Origin of the sequence: Streptomyces sp. NPDC001668, assembly GCF_042893155.1 — a bacterium.
Classification (GTDB): Bacteria; Actinomycetota; Actinomycetes; order Streptomycetales; family Streptomycetaceae; genus Streptomyces.
The window spans coordinates 178,474-203,035 of record NZ_JBIAUQ010000010.1; the positions used below are offsets into that span (position 1 = coordinate 178,474).

General features: G+C 73.7%; 9 protein-coding genes. All 9 read right to left on the reverse strand.

Annotation, left to right across the window (positions count from 1 at the left end; all coding sequences use genetic code 11):
* Nucleotides 1–46 precede the first annotated feature (46 nt).
* The gene (locus ACFYZ8_RS28460) at nt 47–799 is read right to left on the reverse strand and encodes an alpha/beta fold hydrolase (protein WP_359029703.1); all 753 of its coding nucleotides are present in this window, start codon (nt 797–799) and stop codon (nt 47–49) included.
* Nucleotides 796–3,204, reverse strand: coding sequence for a beta-ketoacyl synthase N-terminal-like domain-containing protein (locus ACFYZ8_RS28465; RefSeq protein ID WP_359029704.1), 2,409 nt, complete (start codon nt 3,202–3,204; stop codon nt 796–798). Before ACFYZ8_RS28465 ends, ACFYZ8_RS28460 begins: the two co-directional genes overlap by 4 nt.
* Nucleotides 3,205–3,212: 8 nt before the next feature.
* Nucleotides 3,213–12,332: an SDR family NAD(P)-dependent oxidoreductase gene (locus ACFYZ8_RS28470; protein WP_388537949.1), complete on the reverse strand. Its 9,120-nt coding sequence runs from the start codon at nt 12,330–12,332 to the stop codon at nt 3,213–3,215.
* A gap of 37 nt (nt 12,333–12,369) precedes the next feature.
* Entirely contained in the window at nt 12,370–18,630 is a 6,261-nt protein-coding gene (locus tag ACFYZ8_RS28475; RefSeq protein WP_388537951.1) for an SDR family NAD(P)-dependent oxidoreductase, read from the reverse strand.
* A 156-nt stretch (nt 18,631–18,786) separates the two neighbouring features.
* The gene (locus ACFYZ8_RS28480; RefSeq protein WP_388537953.1) at nt 18,787–19,551 is read right to left on the reverse strand and encodes a 2-oxo acid dehydrogenase subunit E2; all 765 of its coding nucleotides are present in this window, start codon (nt 19,549–19,551) and stop codon (nt 18,787–18,789) included.
* The gene (locus ACFYZ8_RS28485; RefSeq protein ID WP_359029708.1) at nt 19,548–19,796 is read right to left on the reverse strand and encodes an acyl carrier protein; all 249 of its coding nucleotides are present in this window, start codon (nt 19,794–19,796) and stop codon (nt 19,548–19,550) included. The genes ACFYZ8_RS28480 and ACFYZ8_RS28485 overlap by 4 nt, the downstream gene beginning before the upstream one ends.
* Nucleotides 19,786–21,720 (reverse strand): HAD-IIIC family phosphatase, encoded by a 1,935-nt coding sequence (locus ACFYZ8_RS28490; protein ID WP_388537954.1) that lies wholly within the window; start codon nt 21,718–21,720, stop codon nt 19,786–19,788. The genes ACFYZ8_RS28485 and ACFYZ8_RS28490 overlap by 11 nt, the downstream gene beginning before the upstream one ends.
* Complete coding sequence (locus ACFYZ8_RS28495; RefSeq protein WP_388537956.1) at nt 21,710–22,777, reverse strand: 3-oxoacyl-ACP synthase III family protein; 1,068 nt, start codon at nt 22,775–22,777, stop codon at nt 21,710–21,712. The genes ACFYZ8_RS28490 and ACFYZ8_RS28495 overlap by 11 nt, the downstream gene beginning before the upstream one ends.
* Before the next feature lie 135 nt (nt 22,778–22,912).
* Nucleotides 22,913–24,157 carry an FAD-dependent monooxygenase gene (locus tag ACFYZ8_RS28500; RefSeq protein WP_388537958.1) on the reverse strand — a complete coding sequence of 415 codons (1,245 nt, stop codon included), beginning with the start codon at nt 24,155–24,157 and terminating at the stop codon, nt 22,913–22,915.
* Between the last annotated feature and the right edge of the window lie 405 nt (nt 24,158–24,562).

Sequence of the window (24,562 nt, forward strand, 5' to 3'; positions counted from 1 at the left end):
GCGGAACCCCCAACCGGCCGCACGGCAGGGCCGCTTCACCCCGTTCTCAGCCCTCCGGCAACGGGACCACGGCCTGGACCTCCTCCACCAGCGCACGGGCGAAGTCCTTCATCGCGGGGCCCGCGAAGTAGAAGTGGCCCCCCGGGAACACCCTTCGGCGGCAGCCCCGAGCCGACTCCCCGGCCCATCCGGCGAGCGCGGGCAGCGGTGCCCAGATGTCGTCCGTCCCGGTGAAGACCGTCAGCGGACAGGACAGCGGGACCCGGTCCGGATCCGGGGCGTAGGACTCGACCGCCCTGAGGTCGGCGCGGGTGACGCGGAGGAACCGCTCGACGAACGCCGGGACCTCATGGAGGCGATCCGGCATACCGCCCATGGCGACCATCGCCCGCAGCAGTTCCTCGTCGTCCAGTTGCGACAGCCGTGTCCCGGGGCGGCAGCCGGGAGGCACCCGCCCGGACACCCCGACCCACAGCGGGGGCCGGCCCAGACCGTCCAGCACCCGTCCGGCCTCCAGGGCCACCAGGGCACCGAAGCTGTGGCCGACCAGTGCGAACGGGCTCCCCAGCCAGGGCTCCAGGTCCGCGACGGCACGGGCGACCACCTCGTCCAGTCGCTCCAGCGGCCGCTCGCCATGCCGTTTGCCGCGCCCGGGAAGGTCGAGCAGGCACAGCTCCCAGTCCGCGGGGAGCTCGCGGCCGATCGGGTGGTACATGGCCGCGGACCCGCCGGCGTGATGGAAGCCGAAGACCCGCACAGCGGGGTCGGCCAGTACCCTCGGACGCACGAACGGGCTCATGCGCCGACCTCCTGTTCCGGTGCGCGGGTCCGGGACCGCGCGATGAACTCGCTCAGCCGCAGGACGAGTTCGGCGAGCGGCACATCGACGACGAACTCCTCCAGCGGCACCTCGATCCGGTACTCGTCCTCGATGTTCATCGTCAGCTGCATTGCCATGAACGAGTCGCCGCCGAGTTCGAGGAAGCTCAGTGCCGTGTCGAACTCCTCGTCCGCGTGCATGAGCCGCTTGAGTTCCGTCTGGAGGAAGTCACCGATCTCCCGGTGGTCCGCCGCCGCGCCGGCCTGCCCGTCGGCGTCGGAGGGTTCAGGGGCGGCGGCCGGGGCGGCCGTGGGCTCGTCGATCCAGCACCGCTTGCGGCGGAAGGCGTAGGTCGGCAGGTCGGCCGGGCGTCCGGTACCGGCGGCCCGCAGCCCGTCGAGCCGCAGATCGGCCCCCGCGCGAAAGAGCGCGGCCAGCAGATCGAGCAGCAGCTCCGGCGCGGCCTGCGCGTCCGCGGTGAGCAGCGGATACGCCCGCCCGTCCCACTCCGCCTCGGCGACGGTGGACACGGACGCGGGAGCCGTCTCCTCGACAATGACCCGCGCGCCGAGCCGTCCGAGCAGCAGCCGCAGCCGGGTCGCGGGGGCGTGCGCAGCCTCCTCGGGACCGGCCGCCAGCGCCGGGTAGGCGTCCGTCAGGACGGCCAGGCCCTTCTCCGCCAGGGCCGCCTCCGCACCCAGACGCAGCCGCACGGCCGGGGCGCCCTGCCGCCCGCCGGGCGTGTACGCCTCGGCGGCCGCCGTGAGCCGCTCCCGCAGTTCGACCGGGGTGGCTCCGGTGACGGCGATCCGGTGCTCGAAGGCCACCCGTCCGTCGCGCAGGGTGGCGGCGACGGCGGGCAGGTGCTCCGGTGCCGTGCGGGAGAGGTAGGAGGCGGTGGCGTCGGCCAGCGCCTTCAGGCTCTCCGGGGACCTGGCCGAGAGCGTCAGCAACTCCGTGCGCCTGGCCTCGACGGGCGGTTCGGGCGCGGCGTCGTACGACTCGAACACCGCGTGCGCGTTGGTGCCGCTCATGCCGAAGGCGCTGACGCCCGCGATCCGCCGGCCCGGTCGTTCCGGCCAGTCCCGTGGCCGGTCCGGCAGGTCGAGCCGCAGCCGGTCCCAGGGGATGAGGTGGTTCAGCGGGCCGTCGGCGCCGGTGACGCTCGCCGGTATCCGGCCGTTGCGGAGCATCAGCACCACCTTGATCACGGAGGCGATGCCCGCCGCGCTCTCCAGGTGACCGATACGGGACTTGACGCTCCCGAGCATCAGCGGCGTCTGCCGGGCGGGCGCGCCGGTGCCGAGCACGGCGTCGAGCGCTCCGGCCTCGATCGGGTCCCCGAGCGCGGTGCCGGTGCCGTGCGTCTCGACGTAGGAGACCTCCTCCGGTGCCACCCGGGCGTCGGCGAGTGCCGCGCGGATCACCTCCTGCTGCGCGGGCCCGTTGGGCACCGTCAGGCCGGAGGACGCTCCGTCGTGGTTCACCGCCGTACCGCGCAGCACCGCGAGGACCGGCCTGCCCTCCCGCTCCGCGTCGGCGAGCCGCATGAGGACGACCACGCCGACCCCCTCGCCGCGTCCGTACCCGTCGGCGGAGTCCAGGAAGGCCTTGGAACGGCCGTCGGGCGCCAGGGCCTTGCTCTGGCACAGCGACACCATCAGGTCGGGCGAGAAGAAGATGTTCGTCCCGCCGACCAGGGCGTAGCGGCACTCCCCGCGCCGCAGGCTCTGGGCCGCGACGTGCAGGGCGACCAGTGAGGACGAGCAGGCGGTGTCCAGGCTCAGCGCCGGGCCGCGCAGGCCCATGGCATAACTGACCCGGCCGGCCGCCATGCAGTGACCGCCGCCGGTGCCGTAGTAGGGGTCGATGCCGGTCCGGTCGCCCGGCGCGGACATCCGGGTGACGTAGTCCGAGGACATGATGCCGACGAACACCCCGGCGTCGAGGCGGTCCTGACGGCGCACCGGGATCCCGGCACGCTCCATCGCCTCCCACGAGGTCTCCAGCAGCAGGCGCTGCTGCGGGTCCAGCGCGTCGGCCTCCCGCTGCGAGATCCCGAAGAAACCGGGGTCGAAGCTCGCCACGTCGGACAGGAAGCCCGCGCGGTCCACGTACGAGGAGCCGGGCCGGTCCTGCCGGGGCTCGTACACCGACCGCAGGCCGGGGCGGTCCTGCGGGATCTCGGACAGCGCCACCTCGTCGCCCAGCAGGAACTCCCAGTACTCCTCGGGGGTCCGCGTTCCGCCCGGCAGCCGCAGCGCGGTGCCGACCACGGCCAGCGGCGTGTGCCGCGCCTCCTCCAACTCCCGCACCCGGGCCTTGAGATCGCGGGAGAGCCTGAGCTGGTCCTCCATCACCTTGCGTATGTCGTCGAGTTCCATGCTCGTCCTCATATCTCCAGGTCGTTGCTGACCGCTTGCAGGAGTTCCTCGAAAGACAGGTCCGAGGGGTCCGTCCCGTCCGCCGGTTCCGCCGGTTCCGCCGGTGCCGTTCCGGCAGGCCGGGACACCGCCGCGCCGGCGCCCGGGCCGGTGTCACCGGCCCCGGCGGTCAGGGAGCCGGTCACGAAGCGGACCAGGGCCGGGACGGTCGGGTGGTCGATCGCCACGGTGGCGGGCAGGTCCAGGTCGAGGGCGTGGGCGAGCCGCGCCCGCAGGTCGATCACCATGATCGAGTCCAGGCCCAGGTCGGCGAAGCCCACCGTCTCGTCGACCAGGTCGCCCTCGCCGAGGATCTCCACGACCAGATCCCGGACCGCGTCCCGCAGGCCGTCCTCCCGCGCGGAGACGGGGACGCCGTCGAGCAGTTCGCGCAGCCACCCCTTGGGCCGGGTCCCGCGGTTCTCGGCCGCCTGCTTGCGGCCCTCCTCCGACACCAGGGCCGAGGTGAACGCCGCCCGGGGACGCTCGCCCACCTGCTCGGCGTAGCGGGCCTGGTCCAGCGAGACGGCGACCAGCTGCGGACGGTCCCCGCCGACTGCCAGGGCGAGCAGCGGCGCGGCCTCCTCGTCGGTGAGCGGGCGGACGCCCAGCCGCTCGGTGGCCCGTCCCACCGCGGCCTCGGCCGCCATGCCGCCCTTGGCCGCAGGCACCCACGGCCCCCAGGCCACGCTCGTCGCGGGCACGCCGGCGGCCCGCAGCCGCCGCGCCAGGCCGTTGAGGCAGCCGTTCGCCGCGGCGTAGTTGGCCTGCCCCGCCGAGCCGAGCACGCTGGACACCGAGGAGAACAGCACCAGGGAGTCGAGCACCTCGCCCTTCGCCGCCGCGACCAGGTTCTCGGCGCCGCGCACCTTTGCCGCGAACACCGTCTCGAAGGACTGCGGGGCCAGGTTGTCGAAGGCGCCGTCGGCGTTGACACCCGCGAGGTGGAAGACACCTCGCAGCGGTGCCACGGCCGTCGCGGTCTCCACGGCGCGGACGCAGTCGGCGGGTTCGGTCACGTCACCCCGGGCCACGGTGACCCGGACGCCGTCCGCCTCCAGGCCGGCGATCACCTGCCGGGCGACCTCGTCCGGCTCGGACCGGCCCATCAGCGTCAGGGCCCTCGCCCCCTGCCGGGCGAGTATCCGGGCGGTGGCGAGTCCGAGCGCGCCCAGACCGCCGGTGATCAGCACGCTGCCCTGCCACGACGGCACGGCGGGCGCGGTGGCCACCGGGAGCAGCCGTGCGGCCCGGACCGTACCGGGGCCGACCGCGAGCCGGGGCTCGGGAACCCCCGCGTCCAGTGCCGAGGACAGCTCCCGCGCCAGGACCGCGGCGTCCCAGCCGTCGTCGAGGGTGACGCGCAGCAGGGTGCGCTCCGCGTCCTCGGCCTCCAGCGCGGTGAGCATCCCCCACAGGGCCTCACGTCCCGGCGCGGCCTCCGGGCGGCCGTCGCCCAGTACGGCGTACGGCACCGACCGCGCCGCCTTCAGCGACGCCGCGAGGTCGAGCACCGCGCCCAGCGCGTCCTCGCCGCTCTGCGCGCCCGTCCGGCAGAACCGGGCGTCGACGACGAGGTCGGCCGAGAGGGCCGCGGAAGGGACGACCGCCGGGACCTCCGTTCCGGTGGACACCTCGTGGCCGAGGGCACGCAGCGCGTCCAGGAGCCGGGTGCCCCACCCCTGGTCGGCACCGACCAGGAGGATCCGCCGCGCGGTGACCGGACCCGCGGGGCGCACGGGCAGTTCCGTCCAGCCCGGCTCATAGGCGTGCGGCAGGCCGGCCCGCAGGCTCTCCTGCAGGACCGACTTCGGCGCGTGCCGGACCCGGAACCCGTCGGCCACCAGGACGCTCGTACCGGAGCCGGTGAACAGGTGCAGGTCGGCGGTCTCCACCCGGCGGCGCCCACGCGGCAGCGGGTCCGCCTTGGTGACCCGCACATGGCCCCACAGTTCGCCGGCGGCCCGGGGGCGTGCCGGGAACGACAGCCGGGTCGCGGCGAAGGGGATCGCCAGCGAGGGCGCCTCCTCGGCCACGTCGTCGACCATGAAGCCGGCGATGCTCTGGAAGCAGGAGTCGATCAGGCCCGGGTAGAGCTCGTAGTCCGACACGTCGTCGGGCAGTTCCGGCCGGGCGTAGCGGACCAGGGCCTCCTCGCCGCGGATCCACACGTCGGCGATCCAGCGGAAGGACGGGCCGAGGGTGTAACCCAGCTCGCGGAAGTAGCTGTAGAAGTCCTCTCCGGTGATGTGGCGGTCGGCCTCCGCCGTGAAGGCGTCGCGGTCGGGCGCGGCGGGGTGGTCGTCGCCGGGCACGGCGACCCGGGCGGACAGGTGTTCCTCCCACTCGTCCGTGTCCGGGCGGACCAGGCTCTCGACCCTGAGCCGTGCCGGCCCGTCCGCCCCGTCCGCGCCGTCCACCAGGATCTGTGTGTCGAAGACCTCGTCGTCCTGGATGACCAGGGCCCGGGGGCAGACCAGGTCCTCGAGGGTGAGGGGGGCACCGTTCGGGGCCAGGGCCGACAGGATCGTGCCCAGGTGCGAGGCGGCTGGGGTGACGACCGTGCCGTACAGGCGGTGGTCGGTGAGGTACGCCGGGAAGCCGCTGCTGCGCCGGAACGAGAAGACCCGGCCGGTCAGCGCGGGCGAGCGCAGCTCGGTGCCCCAGTGCCGGGCACCGGGTGCGACGCCGAGATCCGCCGTGGTGCCCGGGGTGGGGCGCGGGGCCACCCGCGTCCAGTACCTGGTGTCCGCGAACGGGTAGCGGGGCACGTCACCCCGCGATCCGCCGAGGAACGCCTGCACCTTGTCCCAGCGCAGGTCCTGGCCCTGCTCGTACAGCGCCTTGACGGCGCCCAGCATCATGGTCCGGTCCTTGCCGCCGCGCCTCAGCGACGGCACGGTGCCGCCCGCGGGGGCGAGCCCGGCGGCGGTGACCAGATGGCCGAGGGTGCGGTCGGGGCCCAACTCCAGGCAGAGGTCGACGTCGAGTTCGGCCAGTTGACGGGCGCCGTCGTGGAACAGCACCGGCCGACGGATGTGCCGGGACCAGTACTCCGTGCCGTACTCGTCGGGCAGGGCGAGCCGGCCGGTCACGTTGGCGATGAGCGGGATGCCCGGAGCGCCGAACTCCAGCGGTGCGATGGCCGCCTCCAGATCGGCAAGCACCGGCTCCATCAGGCGCGAGTGGAACGCGTGCGACACGACCAGGGCGCGCGCGGTGACCCTCTGCTCCTTCATCCGCGCGGCGAACGCCTCGACGTCGCCCGGCGCGCCGGCGACCACCACCGCCTCCGGGCCGTTGACGGCGGCGACGTCCAGATCGGTGTCCCGCAGCCACTCGGTGACCTTCTCCAGAGGCGCGTTGACGGCGAGCATGCCGCCCGGCGCGGTCTCCTGCATCAACCGCGCACGGTGCGCGATCAGCGTCAGGCCCGCCTCCGGGCCCATCACGCCGGCGTGGATGGCGGCGGCGATCTCGCCGACGCTGTGGCCCATCACCACACTCGCGGTGACCCCCCAGGACTCCCACAGCGCCGCCAGCGCCAGTTCCAGGGTCACCAGCGCCGGCTGGGTGTACCGGGTCTGGTTGATCAATTCCTTCTCGGCGGCGCCGTAGAACATCAGTTGGTGCAGTGAGACGTCGAGGTGCCGGGCGAGGATCCGGTCGCAGGAGTCGACGACGTCGCGGAAGACCGGTTCCGTCTCGTACAGCTCACGGCCCATGCCGAAGTACTGGCTGCCCTGGCCGGAGAAGAGGAAGGCCACCCGCGGCGCGCGGCCGGCCCCGGCGGACGGCGCGGGCTTGCGCAACGCCGTCAGCAGCTCCGCCGTGTCCTTGCCGAGGACGGCGCGCCGCACGGGGAAGTGGGCGCGGCCCGCGCCGGCGGTGGTCGCCAGGGCGGGCAGCGCCGCGTCCGGCGCGGCCGCGAGGTGCTTCTCCCAGGCCGTGGTCAGCCGCTGGAGCCCGGCCTCGTCGGGCGCCGCCAGCGGTACCAGGTACGGGCCCTCGGCCGGACCGCCGGGGACGTCGGGGGCGGTCGGTGCCTCGCCGATGACGAGGTGGGCGTTGGTGCCGGAGAACCCGAAGCCGGAGACACCGGCGTAGCGGGGCCGGTCGCCGGCCCGCCACGGGACGGGCGTGTCCACCACGCGGATGTTCATGTCGCGCCAGGGCACATGCGGGTTCGGCGTGCCGAAGTGCAGGTTCGCCGGGATGCGTTCGTGCCGCAGGGACAGCACCGTCTTGATGACGGCCGCCATGCCGGCCGCGGACTCGCTGTGGCCGATGTTGCTCTTGACCGAGCCGATGAGCAGCGGCTCGCCGGGGCGGCGGCCCTCGCCGAGCGCCGACCATGCCGCGCGCAGCTCGATCGGGTCGCCCAGGGACGTGCCGGTGCCGTGCGCCTCCAGATACGACACCTGGGATCCCTCGACGCCGGCGTCGGCGAGGGCCGCCTTGATGACCGCTTCCTGGGCGCGGCCGTTGGGCGCCGTCAGCCCGGAGCTCGCGCCGTCCTGGTTGATCGCGCTGCCGTGCAGGACGGCCAGCACCCGGTCGCCGTCGCGCCGCGCGTCACTGAGCCGCTTGAGGACCAGCACCCCGCAGCCCTCGGCCCGCACGAACCCGTCCGCCTCGGCCGAGAAGACCTTGCAGCGGCCGTCGGGCGAGAGCATGTGGGCCCTGCTGACCGCGACCGAGCACGAGGGCGCGGCGATGATGTTCACGCCCGCGGCCAGGGCGCAGTCGGTGTCGCCGTGGCGCAGTGACCGCATGGCCAGGTGCAGGGCGACGAGCGAGGAGGAGCAGGCCGTGTCGACCGCGAGCGCCGGACCGGTGAGGCCGAGGAGGTAGGCGATGCGGCCGGCGGCGGCGTTGAGGGCCGTACCGGTGCTGAAGTAGGCGTCGAGCTGGTCGAGGCCGCCCTGTTCGAGCAGCCGCGCGTAGTCGGAGTTGGAGATGCCGAGGTAGACGCCGGTACGGCTGCCCCTGAGGCGCCGGGGGTCGATGCGCGCGTCCTCGATCGCGTGCCAGGCGGACTCCAGCACCAGCCGGTGCTGGGGATCCAGGCTCTCCGCCTCGCGGGCCGGGATGTCGAAGAACGCGGCGTCGAAGCGGGCCGGGTCGCGCAGGAAGCCGCCCTGGTCGGTGGTGACGCTGCCGGGCCGCAGCGGGTCGGCGTCGGTCAGCCGGGCGCTGTCCCACTTCTCCGGCGGTACCGGACCGACCCCGTCCCGGCCCTCGCTCAGCAGGTCCCACAGCTCGTCGGCCGAGTCGGCGCCGGGGAAGCGGCCCGCCATGCCGACGATGGCGATGGGCTCCTTCGTCGGTTGCTCCGGGGCGGGCTCGGGGGCGGGGTGCGTGGTCGGGGCCGGCTGGGGGGCGGTCGGCCGGGGGGCGGCCGGTACGGATCGGGCCGCGAGGGATGCCGGGCGGGGGGCGGCCGGTTCGGGTGCCGTCACCGGTGGGACGGGCGGTTCGGGCGACGGGGCGCTCAGGAGCAGGCCGAGGGTGTGCTCGGCCAGTTCGGTGACGGTGGGGTGGTCGAAGATGTCGGCGACCCGGACCTCGACGCCGAACGCGGCCGACAGTTCGCGTTCCAGGTCGATCGCCATGACGGAGTCCAGGCCCAGGTCGAAGAAGCCCAGGTCGTCGCGGACCGCGCGGGCGTCGTCGTGGCCGAGGATCGCCGCCAGGGTGGTGCGTACGTGATCCCTGGCCGCTGCGGGCCTGGCCCGCTCGGGCTGTGCCAGGACGGCCGCGGCCGCGGGGGCCGAGGAAGGGGTCGACGCGGGTGTCGTCGCGGGTGCGGGCTCAGGTGCCGTCGCCGGGGCGGCCGTCACCTCGGCGTCCGGCCCGGCGGATCCGGCCATGGACGCGTCCGGCCCGGCCGCCCCCGCCGCGGGCGCCATCCGCGCGAACAGCGGGCGCCGTCTGCGGACCGCGAGAACCTCGGTGAACCGGGGCCAGTCCACGGGGCAGGCGATGAGCAGCGGCTCGGCGCCAGGGGCGGGGGTGACGAAGCCGCCGGTGCCGGTCTGCGGGGTCAGTGCGCCGACACCCGTGCGGGCCAGCGCCGCGCGCCCGGCCTCGTCCGCCATGCCGCCCTCGACCGCCCACGGGCCGAACTCGACACTGACCGCGGCGAGTCCGGCGGCGGCGCGCACCGCGGCCACCGCGTCCAGTCCGCCGTTGGCGGCGGCGTACGCGCCGTACCCCTCGGTGCCCCACAACGCGGAGACCGAGGAGGTCAGCACCATGAAGTCGACCGGCCAGTCGCGGCTGAGCAGGTGCAGCCACCAGGCGCCGGTGTACTTGCCCCGCAGCGCGGCGGCGAACGTCCCGGTGTCCGCCTCGACGAGCGGCTGGTGCGGCAGGGTGCCCGCGGTGTGCACGATGCCGCGCACCGGGGGCATCGTCTCCAGCACCCGGCAGGCGGCCGCCAGTTCGGTGGCGTCGTCGCAGTCGGCGGCGCGGTACGCCACGTCGACGCCGTCCTCGCGCAGCGCGCTGAGCAGCGCCGCGGCCTGCCGGCCGAGCCGGTCCTGAGGTGTGCGTCCCACCAGCAGCAGATGGCGTACGCCGCGCCGGACGAAGTCGCCGACGACCGCGCGGCCGATTCCGCCGAGGCCGCCGGTGATCAGGTAGGTGGCGTCGGGGCGGACCGGGAGCGGGGTGACCTGGTCCCGTGCCACCTCCGTGACGCGGGCCGCCAGGATCCGGCCGGACCGGACGGCCACCAGGTCCTCGCCGGACTCGCCGGCGACCAGGCGCAGCAGCGCCGCCGCGTCCGGCCCGGCGGGGTCCGCGGGCAGGTCCAGCACGCCGCCCCAGCAGTGCGGGAACTCCAGGCCGAGCACGGCGGCGAGGCCGTGCAGCAGGCCGTGGTCGGAGGCCGTCACGGCCTCCTCGTCGGTGATCCGGCGGGTGCCGGTGGTGACGACATGGGCCCTGCCGGAGGACGAGCCGGCGTCGAGACCGTGCACCGCCGCGGTGACGGCGGCGCACAGTGCCGCACCGCGCCCGGCGATGTCCTGCTCCTCGCTGACGTCGTCGGGCAGTGGTGCGGCCCGCATCGCCAGTACCAGACGGACCCGCTCGGCGGCGGGCCGGCCGGCCCAGAACGCGGCCCAGCCCTCCAGGTCGACGGGCAGGACGGCGTCCCGCTCTTCCGAGCCGACCCCGTCGTCCGCCGGTCGCAGGACGACGGTGTTCAGACCCTGGGCCACGGCCTCGCGCTCCAGCAGGGCCAGCAGCCGCTCGTCGTCACCGGCGAGGACGACGGCGCCCGCCACGGCCTCCGGCGGTGCGACCTGCTCCCAGTCGAGCACGTGCAACGGCACCTCGGACGCTGCGGGTCGGGCCGACCCCGGCGCGTACCGCCGCCGTTCCCAGGGGTAGTTGGGCAGGTCGAGCACGCGCCGGGCCGGGGGGACCGGGGCGGGGTCGACCGTGGGCACACCGTCCAGGACGGTGACGGCGGCACTCGGGGCGCCCGCTGCCACGGAGTCGAGCGCGGCCACCGCCGTGACCCGGTCCGGGGCCTCCACCCGGGCGCGGACCGGGAGCCGGGCCCGCCCGGCGGTGACCGTGTAGGCGAAGGCCGGGTAGTCCTCGTCCGCGGTGGCTCCGAGGCGCTCACCGAAGCGGGCGGCCAGCGCCCGCAGGGCCTGCGGGGACCTGGCCGAGATCTCGAAACCCGTCACGGGCCCGTCGTCGTCGGCTGCCGGGCGGATCTCGGCCGGGCCGAGGACGACATGGGCGTTGGTGCCGCTCATGCCGAACGAGCTGACACCGGCGTACGCACCGGTCCGTGCGGTGTCCCACGGCACGAGCTCCGGGCTCAACAGGACGTCCGCCCCGTCGAGTTCGATACGGGGATTCAGGGTCCGGAAGTGGACCAGCGGCGGCACCGCGCGGCGCTGGAGGCACAGGACGGCCTTGACCAGACCGGCGATTCCGGCGGCCGCCTCGAGATGCCCCATGTTGGCCTTCACCGAACCGACGTGCAGCCGGGCGCCGCCGTTCCTGCGGGCCAGGGACTCGAGAATCGCCTCCATCTCTATGGGGTCGCCCAGCGCGGTGCCCGTGCCGTGCGCCTCGACCAGGCCGATGTCGGCCGGAGTGAGGCCTGCGTCCGCCAGCGCGGCGCCGATCAGGGAGATCTGGGAGAGGACGTTCGGCGCGGTGAACCCGTTGGAGCGCCCGTCCTGGTTGACGGCCGACCCCCGCACGACGGCGTGCACGCGGTCACCGTCGCGCACCGCGTCGTCGAGGCGCTTCAGCACCACGAAACCGCAGCCCTCACCGCGGGTGAAGCCGTTGGCCCGGGCGTCGAACGGCTTGCACAGGCCGTCGGGCGCGAGGGCGCCGGTGTGGTTGATGACCCGGGTGGAACCGGGGGAGACCACCAGGTTGACGCCGCCGGCGAGCGCGATGTCGCACTCGCCGCCGCGCAGGGCACGGGCCGCGTCGTGGAGGGCGACCAGCGAGGAGGCGCAGGCCGTGTCGTTGGCCACGGTCGGGCCGGTGAAGCCCATGGTGTAGGCGATGCGCCCGGCGGCGAAACTGTGCCCGTTGCCGGTCGGCCAGTGGGAGTCCATGTCACCGGCCAGCCAGTCCCAGTAGTCGTGGCGGCCGCTGATGCCGACGAAGGTACCGACAGTCCGCCCACCCAGCCGGTCGGGCGGCAGGGCGGCGTTCTCCAGCGCCTCCCAGGCGACTTCGAGCAGCAGGCGGTGCTGGGGGTCGATGGCACGGGCCTCGCGCGGGCTGATCCCGAAGAACGCGGCGTCGAACTCCATGATCTCGTCGAGGAAGCCGCCCCGGTTGGGCAGGGCCGCCCACTCCCCGGCGAAGGGGCCCGTCCGTCCCTGAGGAATCGTTGTCACCAGGTCGTGGCCGTTCTCCAGCGCCTCCCAGAAGGAGTCGAGATCGTGGATCCCGCCCGGGAAGCGCAGGCCCACGCCGACGATGGCGAGCGGCTGGCGGCCGCTGCGCTCGTCGAGCTGGGCCCGGAGGTTCTTGATCGTCTCCATGGCGCGGGTCAGCGGAGTGACGGTCTTCCCCGCGCTGCTGCTCGAAGTCATGGTCAGGCAGTCCTTGTCGTCGTGGCAGTGGTCGGGCTCAGGCGGCGGGGGACATCGAGTCGAGCAGCCGCTCGCGCAGGACACCGGACAGCGCGCGGGTGCTGCCGTACGTCCACAGCAGGGTCGGCGAGAGCTTCAGGCCGAACACGGCCTCCAGACGGTTGCGCAGCTCCAGGCTCATCAGCGAGTCCAGCCCGAGCGTCTTGAAGGCCGTGTCCCGGTCGATCGCCGCCGGTTCCAGGCGCAGCACCCGGCCGGCGATCTCCCTGACCCTGGACTCCACCAGTTCCTGGTGCGTGTCCGCCTCGGCCGTCCGCAGCAGCGCCCGGAACTCGCCGCCCGCCGCCGAGGACGCCGGTCCGGCCTCCCGCGACAGGTCGCGCAGCAGCTGCCAGGTCTTCTGGCCGGCGGTGTCCGGATAGGCGTCGAACCACTGGCGCAGGTTGAGCGGCACGTATCCGACGACCTGCTGGTCGCGGCCCAGGAAGCGGGCCAGCGCCTGCCACGCCTCCTCGGCGGGGAAGCTGTCCATGCCGCGCTCGCCCAGCCGTGCCCCGCGGACGTCGTCCTGGGCGGCGAGTCCGATGCCGGCGAACGGGCCCCACTGGACGCTGAGCCCCGGCAGTCCGCGGCGCCTGCGCGTCTCGGCGAGCGTGTCCAGGTAGGCGTTGGCGGCCGCGTAGGCGGCCTGTCCGGCGTTTCCGACCAGGGCCGCGGCCGAGGAGAACATCACGAACAAGTCCAACGGGTCGCCCGCGGTCGCGGCGTCGAGGTGCCGGGCGCCGTCGACCTTGGGCGCGAGCACGCGGTCCACCTGCTCCGGCCGCATGTTGACGACGGTGGCGTCGTCGAGCAGACCGGCCGCGTGGAAGACACCGCGCGGTACCGGCAGTTCGGCCCGGATCCGCCGCAGGGTCTCGCCGAGTGCCGCCTCGTCGGAGACGTCGCAGGCGTACGTCTCCACCCGCACGCCGCGCCGCCGCAGCTCGGCGATCCGGGCCAGCGCCTGCTCACCGGGCCGTGAGCGGCCGAGCAGGGCCAGGGCGCCCGCCCCGCGGTCGGCGGCGAACTCGGCCAGCGACAGGCCCAGGGCACCGAGGCCGCCGGTGATCAGATAACTGCCGTTGGCCCGGAAGCGGCCCTGCGGCATCGGCTCCGGCGCCACCACGGACACGGTGTTCGGCCCGGTGAGCACGAACTTGCCGATGTGGTTGCCGTGCGACATCTCGCGCAGCGCCTCGGCCGCGTCCACGAACGTGTAGGGCTGGACCGGCAGCGGCGCGATGCTGCCGTCGGTCACCCGCCGCCAGACGTCGGCGAAGAGCCTGGCGAAGCGTTCGGGACGGCGGTTCATCAGGCCGGCGAGGTCCACGGCCGCGAAGCTGATGCCCTTGCGGAACGCGGACAGGCTGATGTTCCTGGCCCCGTAGATGTCCTTCTTGCCGACCTCGATGAAGCGGCCGTCCTCGGCCAGGACCTCCAGACCGAGCCGGATGGCCGCGCCGGTCAGGGAGTTGAGGACCACGTCCACCCCCCGGCCGCCGGTGGCGGCGCGCACCTCGTCGGCCCACGACAGGTCGCGGGAGTCGAAGACGTGCTCGATGCCCAGGCCGCGCAGGTGGGCCCGCTTGTCCTCGCTGCCCGCGGTCGCGATGACCGTGGCCCCCAGTGACCTGGCCACCTCGACGGCGGCCAGGCCGAGGCCGCCGGCCGCGGAGTGGACCAGGACGGTCTCGCCCTGCGCCAGCCGGCCCAGGTCGTGCAGTCCGTACCAGGCGGTGGCCAGGGCCAGCGGAAGACCGGCGGCGTCGACGTCGTCCACGCTGTCCGGCACCCGCTGCACGTGGTCCGCGCGGACCACCACATGGGAGGCGAAGGAGCCCATGACGCAGCCCACCACCCGGTCGCCCGGGGACAGGTCCTCGACGCCGGGGCCGACCGCGGCCACCCGTCCGGCGCACTCGCCGCCCAGCAGCGACGCGCCGCCCGAGGGATCGGGGTAGGTGCCCATGGCCTTCATGACGTCGATGAAGTTCAGCCCGGCCGCCGTCACCGCGATCTCGATCTCACCCGGTCCGGGAGCACGCCTGCTGAGCGGGCGGTGGACCAGCGAGTCCCAGAAGCCGGGGCGGTCCGCGCTGAGACGGAAGGGCTGGCTGGAGCTGCGCCAGGGCACCGGCACCGCGTCCGGGGCGTCAGCGGACGTGCCGCGCACCAGACGTCCGACGAGACGGCGACCACCGCGCAGCACCACCTGGTCCTCGCCGTCCCCGGTGAGCAGTTCGGCCGCGCACTCCCCGGCCCCGTCGCCCGGCCTTACGTCGACGAGCAGGGGCTGGAGCTCGGAGTGCTCGCGGCCCAGGACCCGGGTGAAGCCCCAGAACAGGGCGGCGCCGGGGTCGGGGCGGTCGGCGGCGTCGACGGCCTGAGCGGCGGTGGTGACGACCGCGAGGCGCGGCGGTACCGGCCGCGCGAGGCAGGCCTTGACGAGGGCGGGAAGCGCGGCCAGGGCGGCGCGCTGCGCGGCCAGTCCGTCCCGCGCGTCCGGGGCCGCGTAGGCGACCGCCGTGACCTCGCCGGCTGCGGCGAGGTCCGCCGCCCAGCTCTCGGGGCCTCCGTCACCGGCCAGGGTCACGGGCGCTCCGGCTGTCCGGAGGGCCTCGGCGAGTTCCCGCGCGGCGTCCGCACCGCAGACGAACCAGGCCGGCGGCGGTGTGGCCGCCTCGGGGCGCGGCTCCTCGCGGAACACCAGGCGGTACTCGCGCTCGGTGTCGTCGGTGGCCGGCCCGCCGGCGGCCAGCGGCCGCAGTTCCAGGCCCTCCATGACCATCAGCGGTCGGCCACCGGACGTGTCCGAACCGTCGGATGCGAAGAGGTACAGGTCGAACAGGTACGTGTCGCGGCGCACCGCGTGGGACCACAGGGCGAGGACCGGCTCGGGCAGGTCGTCGAACAGGTGCACCCTGTGCACCCCGGTCGGCACGACCGTCCGCCCCTCCTCGGTCAGTGCCAGGCAGGCCTGCAGGGCGCCGTCCCACAGCGCGGGGTGCAGCCCGTGCGGGCGGGCGCCGGCCCGGCACCGGTCGGCGAGCCGTACCTCGGCCAGCGCGGCGTCCCCGTCGACGTGGAGGTGCTGGATCCCCTGGAAGGCCGGGCCGTAGTTGAGCCCGCGGGCGGCGCAGTCCGCGTAGAACTCCTCGGCGGAGCGCGGCGGAACGTCCAGCAGGTGGGCCGGGAAGTCGACGGCCGGCGCATGAACGGGCCGCTGCCGCACCCGTGCGGTGGCGTGCTCGGTCCACTCGGTGGCGCCGTCGGCCAGGGACAGCAGGGCGAAGCTCCCGCCCTCCGAGATGTCGTCGCGCCACAGGGCGCTGAGCCGGGCCGGTTCCCCGCCGAGCGTCAGATCGCTGCTGAAGACGACGTCCTCGACGGTGGCCGGCAGGACTCCGTGCCGGGAGCGGGCCGCGCCGAGGGCGAACGCCATCATCGCGGCGCCGGGCAGCACGACCGCGTCGTCGACCTTGTGGTCCTCCAGCCACGGCGTGCCGTCCACGTCCAGGTCGAGCGTGCCCTGCCAGGTGTCCTGCTCGGACGCGGCGGGCGACAGGGCGAAGTCGAGACCGTCACGGGGCACGGAACGCCGCCTGCCGGTGTCGAGCCAGTACGCGGCGCGCTGCCACGGATAGTGCGGCAGGGGGGCGTACGCACGACGGGGCAGACCGCCGAACGGCTGGAGACCGGACACGTAACCGCGGGCCAGGGCCTGTGCGAAGTCGGCCGGGGTGCCCGCGTCGCGGCGCAGCGAGGTCAGCACCGCGGGTTCGTCGTCGCGGGTCGCGGCGAGCTGCTCGATGGCAGGGGCCAGGACGGGGTGGGGGCTGATCTCGACGACATGGGTGACGCCGTCGTCGAACAGGGCGCTCAAGGCGTCGGCGAACAGCACCGGCTTGCGCAGGTTGTCGATCCAGTAGGAGGCGTCCATCTCCGGACCCTCTAGGCCGGTGACGCGCACGGTCGACATCAGCGGCGTGGTGGCCCGGCGGGGTCGGACCGGGGCGAGCGCGTCGGCCAGGTCGTCCCGCAGCTCGTCCATCTGCGGGCTGTGGGAGGCGTAGTCCACCTTGACCATCCGGCAGTAGACGCCCTCGGCCTCCAGGATCTCCCGGAGGGTCTCGACCGCGTCGGTGGAGCCGGACAGCACGCAGGAGGTGGGGCCGTTGTTGACCGCCAGGGACACCAGTTCCTCGAAGCCGGCCAGGGCCTCCTGGGCGGCTTCCCTGCCGAGTTCGACCGCGAGCATGCGGCCGCGTCCGGAGGTGCGGCGGGCGATGGCGCTGCGCAGCGCCATGACGAGGGCGGCGTCCTCGTACGACAGGATGCCGGCGACCGTGGCGGCGGTGACCTCGCCCTGGCTGTGGCCGATGACGACGTCCGGCTCGACACCGGCCCGGCGCCACATCTCGGCGATGCCCACGGAAACCGCCCACAGGGTCGGCTGCAGCATGTCGATGCGGGTGAGCCACTCGTCGCCGGCCCAGCCGGTGACGACCTCGACGAGGTCCCAGTCGATGTGCGGTTCGAGGGCCTTGGCGCAGCGGTCGACGACCGCGGCGAACGTGGCGTCCCGTTCGTAGAGCTCGCGGCCCATGCCCGCCCACTGCGACCCCTGGCCGGGGAAGACGAACGCGGTACGGCCGTGGCGGCGCGAGCGCCCGGTGACCACGCCGGGGATGTCCTGCCGCGGGTCGGCGGCGAACCGCTCCAGGGTGTCGGCGAGGGCCGCTCGGTCCGCGGCGACGAACCCGGCCCGCACCGGCAGGCTGTCGCGCTGCCAGGCGAGCGTCCCGGCCACCTCGTCCAGGGGGACGTCGTCGCGCGCCACCGTGGCCCGCAGGTCCTCGGCGCGCCGGCGGAGCGCCTCCTGGCTGTGTCCGGACAGCGGCAGCAGCACGGGGGCCGCCGGCGACGACGGTGCGGGAACCGGCCCCCGCGCCACCTCGGCCGGGGCGCTGGCCAGGACGACGTGCGCGTTGGTCCCGCCCCAGCCGAAGGAGTTGACGCCCATGTACAGCGGGGTGTCCTGCGGCAGCGGCAGCGCCTCGCGCACCACCGTGACGTTCAGTTCCTCGAACGGGATGTCCGGGTTGAGTTCGTCGCAGTTCAGGCTGGGCGGCACGAGGCGGTTCTCCAGCGCGAGCACGGCCTTGAACAGACCGGCCATGCCGGAGACGGCTTCGAGATGGCCGATGTTGGTCTTGATCGAGCCGACCGGCAGAGGTCCCGCGGCGCCACTGCGGCCCTGCCCGACGGCGCGGCCGATGGCCCCGGCCTCCGACGGGTCGCCGCGGCGGGTGCCGGTGCCGTGGGCCTCCAGGTACGCGAGCTTGTCCAGCGGCACACCCAGTTCGGTGTAGGCGCGGCGCAGCAGCGTCTCCTGTGCCGGAGAGTGCGGGGTGACCAGGCTCTCCCCGCCGCCGTCGTTGTTCACGAAGGTCCCGGCGATGACGGCGTGGACGCGGTCGCCGTCCTCCAGCGCCCGCGACAGGGGCTTGAGGTACATCGCGGCGACGCCCTCGCCGCGCACGAAGCCGTTGGCGGCGGCGGAGAACGCGGAGCAGCGGCCGGTCGGTGACAGCCCGCCGAAGTGGGTCAGGCCGATGGACACGTCCGGCGACAGGATCAGGTTGACGCCGCCGACCAGTACGGAGTCGACGTCACCCTGCCGCAGCGCCTGGACCCCCAGGTGGAGCGCCACCAGGGAGGAGGAGCAACCGGTGTTCACGGTGAGGCTCGGGCCGGTCAGCTCCAGGAAGTACGACAGCCGGGCCGAGATGACGTCGATCGCGTGCCCGACCGCACTGCGCTCGGTGGCGCCGCCGCCGTTGTTCTTGCGCAGCAGCTCGTAGTCGTGCCAGCAGGCGCCCACGTAGACGCCCGTCCGCGAGCCCCGCAGGTCCTCGGCGCGGATGCCCGCGTCCTCCAGGGCCTGCCAGCCGGCCTCCATCATGAGGCGCTGCTGGGGGTCGATGTCCTCCACCTCGCGCGGCGAGATACCGAAGAACGTCGGGTCGAACCGGTCGACGCCGTCCAGGAAACCGCCGACCGCCTGGATGTGTTTTTCGGGATCGAGCTGCGCCGTCGCGTCCCAGCGCTCCTGCGGGACGTCACGGATCGCGTGACGGCCCTCCGTCATCAGCGTCCACAGGGCGTCGGTGTCCGGGGCGCCGGGGAAGCGGCCGGCCATGCCGACGATGGCGATGGATTCGGAAAGGTCGGGGGTGACTTCGTCCGCGTGCATGTCTACCTCGGGTGTGGGGAGCGGTCGGCAAGGGCGGCGGGTGAGCCGGGAAGCGCGGATCTCGCGCTGGGGAGTCGGCCGGGGAGTGCCGTGGTGCGTGATCCAGGGGGAGACAGGGAGGAGAGGTGGGGTGGGCCGTCCGGTGGGCGGTCGGTGTTACGGCAGGTCCCAGCACTCCAGCCGGGCCTTGACCCGTGCGAGTACCTCGGACGCGAGGGCGCCGTCGATCACCCGGTGGTCGAAGGCGAGGGACAGGGTGAACCGGGGCGCGATCACCACCCGGCCGTCACGGGCCACGGGCTCTTCGGCGATACGGCCGATGCCGAACCCGAGAGTGCCGGAGATCATGGGGAAGATGGCCCGCACCGGTTCCTGCCCGACGGACGTCACCGAGAACGTCCCCTGCGCCGCCGCTCTGCGGGCCGGGTTCCTCAGGACGGCGCGGTAGACGAGCCGGGCGACGGGCAACGGCAGCCGCTGCATGCGCAGGATCGGCCCGAACGGCCCGTCGGGGGTCATCGGCGCGTCCTTGTATCCGTCGATGGCGTCCTGCACCTCGATCGCGGACCGCTCCTGGGCTGCCTCGACGGTTCCGGCGAGCACACACCGCTCGCCGTCGACGGTCTTGTCGAACAGCACCTTGACGTCGACGTCGTCGAGCACCGCGAGCCGCGGCCGCAGGGAGCCCCCCTGCAGCATGGCGCGTGCCTCCGGGTAGTCGGCGACCACGTCCGCGGCCGCCTTGACCACCAGGCTGACGTAACTGAGCTTGCCACCGCTCGACACCCGGGCCTGCCGCAGGCCGGTGGCGTCCACGTCGGCCATGAGGTAGACGTGGCAGGTCTCGCGCGCCCCTCCGTTCAGGAAGGTCCAGGTCCCTCGGCGGGCCCGCGGGAACGGGCGCGGGGCCGGGCCGCTCATGCCGCGGTCCCCTCGGCCAGCGCGTCCGCGACGACGGCGGCCAGATCGCCGAGCGAGCCGGCCTTCATGAACCGGTCGTAGTCCAGCGACGTGCCCAGCTGTCGTTCCAGGTAGACCAGGATCCGCATCTGGTTCACGGAGTCCCAGCCCTCGATCTCGGCCGGGGTGGTGTCCAGGGTCAGCTCGTCGGCCTCGATGTCGAAGAGCTGCCCGATCACCTCGATGACGACTGCGTCAGCGGACATGGAAGGCTCCCTCGTCGTTGGTGATCCGGATCGACCCGGGCAGGTCGGCGGTGACGGCCAGGTCGTGGCGGAAGAGCACGGACGGCGAACCGTCCTCGGTGGGAAGGGGGGTGAAGCCCTGGGCGGGGTAGAACGCGGCGAACCGCGCGTTCTTCGGCGTCGGCCGGAAGCGGGCCGTGACGGCGCGGGCGCCGTACTTCCTGGCGGAGCGCAGCACCAGGCCCACGAGGGCGTCCTCCACGTTCCGGGAGAACACCCGGCAGCTCAGGACGAAGTTCTCGATCTCCCAGACGCCGTCGTCCTGTTCCCGCAAGGCCAGCGCGGCGATCAGTCCGTTGTCGCCGTAGTGGTCGGTGAGGCGGGCCCCGAAGAACGCGCCGGTGCCCTCGGCGAGGCGCTGGGCGACCTCTGTCTCGCTGTAGCGGACGCCGGCCAGGTTGAACTGGTTGGTCTTGCCGAAGAGTTGCACGATGCGCGCGGTGTTCAGGGGGCCGGCGGGCTCGACGGTCAGTTCGGAGCCGAGCGCCCGCAGGTAGTCCTCCAGGTTCCCGGCCGTGCTCTCGAGCTCGGCACGCCGTGCGCGGGCGCGGTACAGCTCCGTGCGGTCACGGTCCTCCTCGGTCAGCTCCAGCAGGTTGAAGTCGCCCCGCGCGGCGAGGGTCGCGGCGTAGCCCGCCGGATCCCTCGGCATCTCGACGGTGGCCACCTCGGGGAGCAGCCGGCGCATCAGACCGCGTTCGACCGGGTTGTCGTCGACGAACACCATGGCGTCGAGGCCGATGTTCAGCTCGTCGGCGAGCGCGCGGACGTTGTCGGGCTTGGGGTCCCAGTTGGCGCGGAACCGTACGAAGGAGTCCTCGCGCAGCAGCATCTCGGGGTGGGTGGCGACGGCCTCCCGGGCGACTTGGTCGTCGTTCTTCGACACGACCGCGAGCATCACGCCCTGTCTCATCAAGTCCCTGGCCAGTGCCTGGAGTTCCAGGTGCGCCGTGCCGGGATAGGCGCCACCGAGCTTCAGGCCGCCGATGTCGTCGTCGCCCACGACACCGCCCCACAGGGTGTTGTCCAGGTCGAGGAGCAGGCACTTGGCCGCCCGGCCGAGACCGGCGCGGACGACCCGGACCAGTTCCTCGGCGTAGGCCTTCAGGAACTCCGGTGCGAAGACGTGCGCCGCGACATGCCGCATCCGGTCGCCGCCGAACACGGTGCCGGCGTGCGCGGCGATGGCGGAGTGGGACAGCACGACCGTGGCCGGCTGCCCGGCGGCCAGGTCCGCCACGGCGGCGTTCATCCGGTTCCAGACGGCGTCCAGCCGGGCCTTCGACCGGTAGTCGGTGATCCGGTCGCGGCGCAGCGGGCTCAACGGCAGCGTGCACAGCACGAGGAGCCCGCCCAGCGACTCCCGTACGGCGGTCGCCCACTGGGCGAGCTCCTCGGCGAAGGCCTGGCAGCGCTCCTCGAGTTCGGCGACGTCGAGCGGATCCGTCACTGCTTCGAACACCGCGCTGTCGTCCAGGAGACAGGCCACCACGCCCGGCTCGAACTCCTTCAACTCCGCGGCGCCCGCGAGGATCTCGAACCGCCACTGGTTGAAGCCCGACAGCCGGATCCGGGGCAGTACCCCCTCACGCACCCCGACCGCCGTCAGCAGGTGGGGGAGCGAGTCCATGGTCGTGCTGCCCAGCAGGGCCATCCGCTGTCCGGCGAACCCGCCCGCGGCGGCGAGCTGTTCGAGCGGCACCGCCCCGCCGAGGAGGGCTCCCGCCGCCTCCAGGTCCAGCACGTCGTCGATCTCACTCAGCAGCGTGCGCACCGGGGGACCCCCGGAGGGGAAACCGCCGCGCTTGAGCACGCGCAGCTCCCTCATGGCGGTGGCACCGGGGCGTGCCGCGGGTCCGCCGACGGCGTCGAGGTCAGGCGACATCCCGCACCCCCTCGGGCCGGTGGCGCAGCGCCAAGCCCGAGACCACCCACTTGGACGACTCGATGGTGGTGACCAGCACGCGTCCGCCGGTACCGGGGCCGGCCTCCAGGCGCCGCAGGGCGCGGTGCAGTTGGATGAAGGGGAGGGCGTTGCCGTTGTTGCCGGTGTCGGCCACGCAGGACACCGCCTGCTCGGCGCTGACCCCCATGCGCTGACGGATCTTCTCGGTCATGGCCCCGTTCAACTGGGGCGGCAGGACGTGCTCCACCTCGGCTACGCGCCATCCGGTGGCCGCGGCCAGTTCCTCCAGGACCATGCAGGCCAGGCCGGGGACGTGCTCCTCGATGGCCTTGTAGTCCTCCTCTCCCATCGCCTCGCGCACCTGCGTGCCGTTCGGGCCGGGGACCGTCGGCGCGCCGTCCGCGCCGTACCAGCGCACCACCTGGGCGGGGGCGCGGCCCTTGCCCACGGTCCGCAGCAGGAGGTGTTCGACGACCAGGCCGGGGCCCTCGTCGTCGGCGTCGACGACGGCGGCACCGGCTCCGTCCCCGAAGAGCGCGAAGTTGGCCAGCTCGGCGGGTCTGATCCGCTTGAGGTCACGGTCGGCGGGCCACAGTTTGACCACGGAGTCGGCGCCGATCACCAGGCCGCGCCGCAGCCCTGCGGCGAGCAGGCCGCGGGCGGTGTAGAGGGCCGTCAGCGCGCCGGCACAGCCGGAACTGAGCTGGAAGGTCGGGATGTCGTTGATGCCGAGGCGGTCGGCGACGGTGTTGACCGTCGCCGGCATCAGGTGGTCGGGCGAGCCTGTCGCGAGCACGAGGAAGTCGAGCCCGGCCGGGTCGACGCCGGCCGCCTCGATGGCCTGCCGGCCCGCGGAGGTGGCCAGGTCGCCGGTGTTCTTGGGCACGTCCTCGGAGCTGTGGGGATCGCAGAAGTACCGGCTGCGGTTGCCGGTCATCCGGTCGAGCCACCTCTCGTGCAGGCCGAAACGCTCCGCCATGTCGCGGTTGGTCACCGGTTCGCCCGGCAGTACCTCGCTGAGGCCGATGAGTCTCACAGCGTCGAGTCCTTATGTAGGCGGTGAGGGTTTTCCGGAAGCCCGGTGGGATCGAGCGATCCTGAACCTAGGAAGAGGTCCTTGCGGACGGCTAAAACCGGTCCGGCGGCGCAGGACGGGCCCGTCGCCCGGTCTCTACGGCCGCACGGGTGCCGGGGCCCGCAGGTCGGCGGGGTCGATGGCGTGAGGCGCGTTGATCACCTTGTTGAACAGCGCGTATTTCAGGGGCAGTCGGTCCAGCGTCCTGAACCGCGCCCGCCGCACCAGGGTCTGCAGGGGCGTGTGCTTGGCCAGGGCCGCCTCCTGGATGCGCTGGAAGCGGGTCACCAGCTGCTTGTGCTTGCGGCGCGAGGCGATGAACTCCGAGAACTCCGACGCGGGCACCGGATCCTGCGGCTTGGTCCTGTCCAGCGCCCGGGCGATGAGGGGCGACAGGCACACGCTGTCCTGGAGGGCGAGGTTGACCCCCTGTCCCAGGATGGGGGTGCAGGTGTGGGAGGCGTCGCCGATCAGGACGAGGCCGTCGCGGGCCCATTGGTCCACCTCGGCGGTGAAGATCTCCAGGAAGCCGGTGTCGTCCCAGGTGCGCACGTGCTCCTCGAGCAGCGGTCCCAGCCGGGGGTCGATGGCCGCGATACCCGCACGGAAGGCCTCCAGGCCCTCCTTGCGGAGCGCGCCCATCCCGCGCTTGGGAATGTTGTGACCGATGCGCAGGTAGTCCGGGAAGGTCGGCAGCACCACCAGGTGCTTGTCCCGGTCCACGACGAGCTCCGCGTCGTTTCCCCAGTCCGCCGGGCGGGGCAGCTTGATCCACAGGAAGTCCCGCTCCATGGGCTGGATCCGGGCGGTCAGGCCGGCCTCCTTGCGCACCTTGGAGAAGCGGCCGTCGGCGCCGACCACGAGCCGTGCGCGGACCTCCACGCTCGAGCCGTCCTGCTGTCTGAGGACCGCGCCCCGGACGGTGCCGTCCCGTTCCAGCAGACGGGTGAAGCTCGTCCCGGGGGCGTAGGCGTATCCCGGCAGGCTCCGCGCGGCCTCGTTGAAGACGCCGATGAGCGAGGGCTGGGGGATGTCGATCGGGAGCTGCCCCACCGGGAACCGGCCGTAGTCCACGCGCATCACCTGCCGCCCCTCCATCCGCATGGACACGGCGGCCGTCCGGAGGTAACCCCGCTCGCCGAGGGCGGGGCCGAAGCCGAGCCTGTGCAGGGTGACGACCGAGGGAGCCGCGATGGTCTCGCCCCGGAACTCGCGGGCCAGACTGGCCTGTTTCTCGGCGACCAGCACATTGATGCCGCGCCGGGCCAGCAGGCAGCCCAGCAGGGCTCCCGCCGGCCCGCCGCCGACGATCAGGACATCGGTCTCGGTCGGGATGGTCATGCGATCTCCCACAGTCGGCGCGACCTCTTCGAAACGGAGGGTAGAAACGGCCCCTTGTACGCGGCTAAAGGCGTCCACACGCCGGTGGCGGGGAGTTCGGAACCGGGGCGTCCGCTCGGGCGTCGGGTCCGGCGCCAAGGGGACCAACTCCCCGGTGCAGGCGACGCCGTACGCCTCCGTCCCGTACCGGGCGAGCCTCCTACGCCGACCCCTGGTTCCGGGCGGCCCCGTGGGCAACACTCGGCCCAAGCGGGGCCCGTCGGTCAACTCCCCGGTCCGGGCGGCGTCGTACGCCTCCGTCCCGTGCCAGGCGAGCCCTCTACGGCAACCGCCCGGTGGGTAAAGGCGGCCTCGTAGGCCAACCCCGGGTTCCGGGCGGTCTCGTGGACAACATGCCGGTCCAGG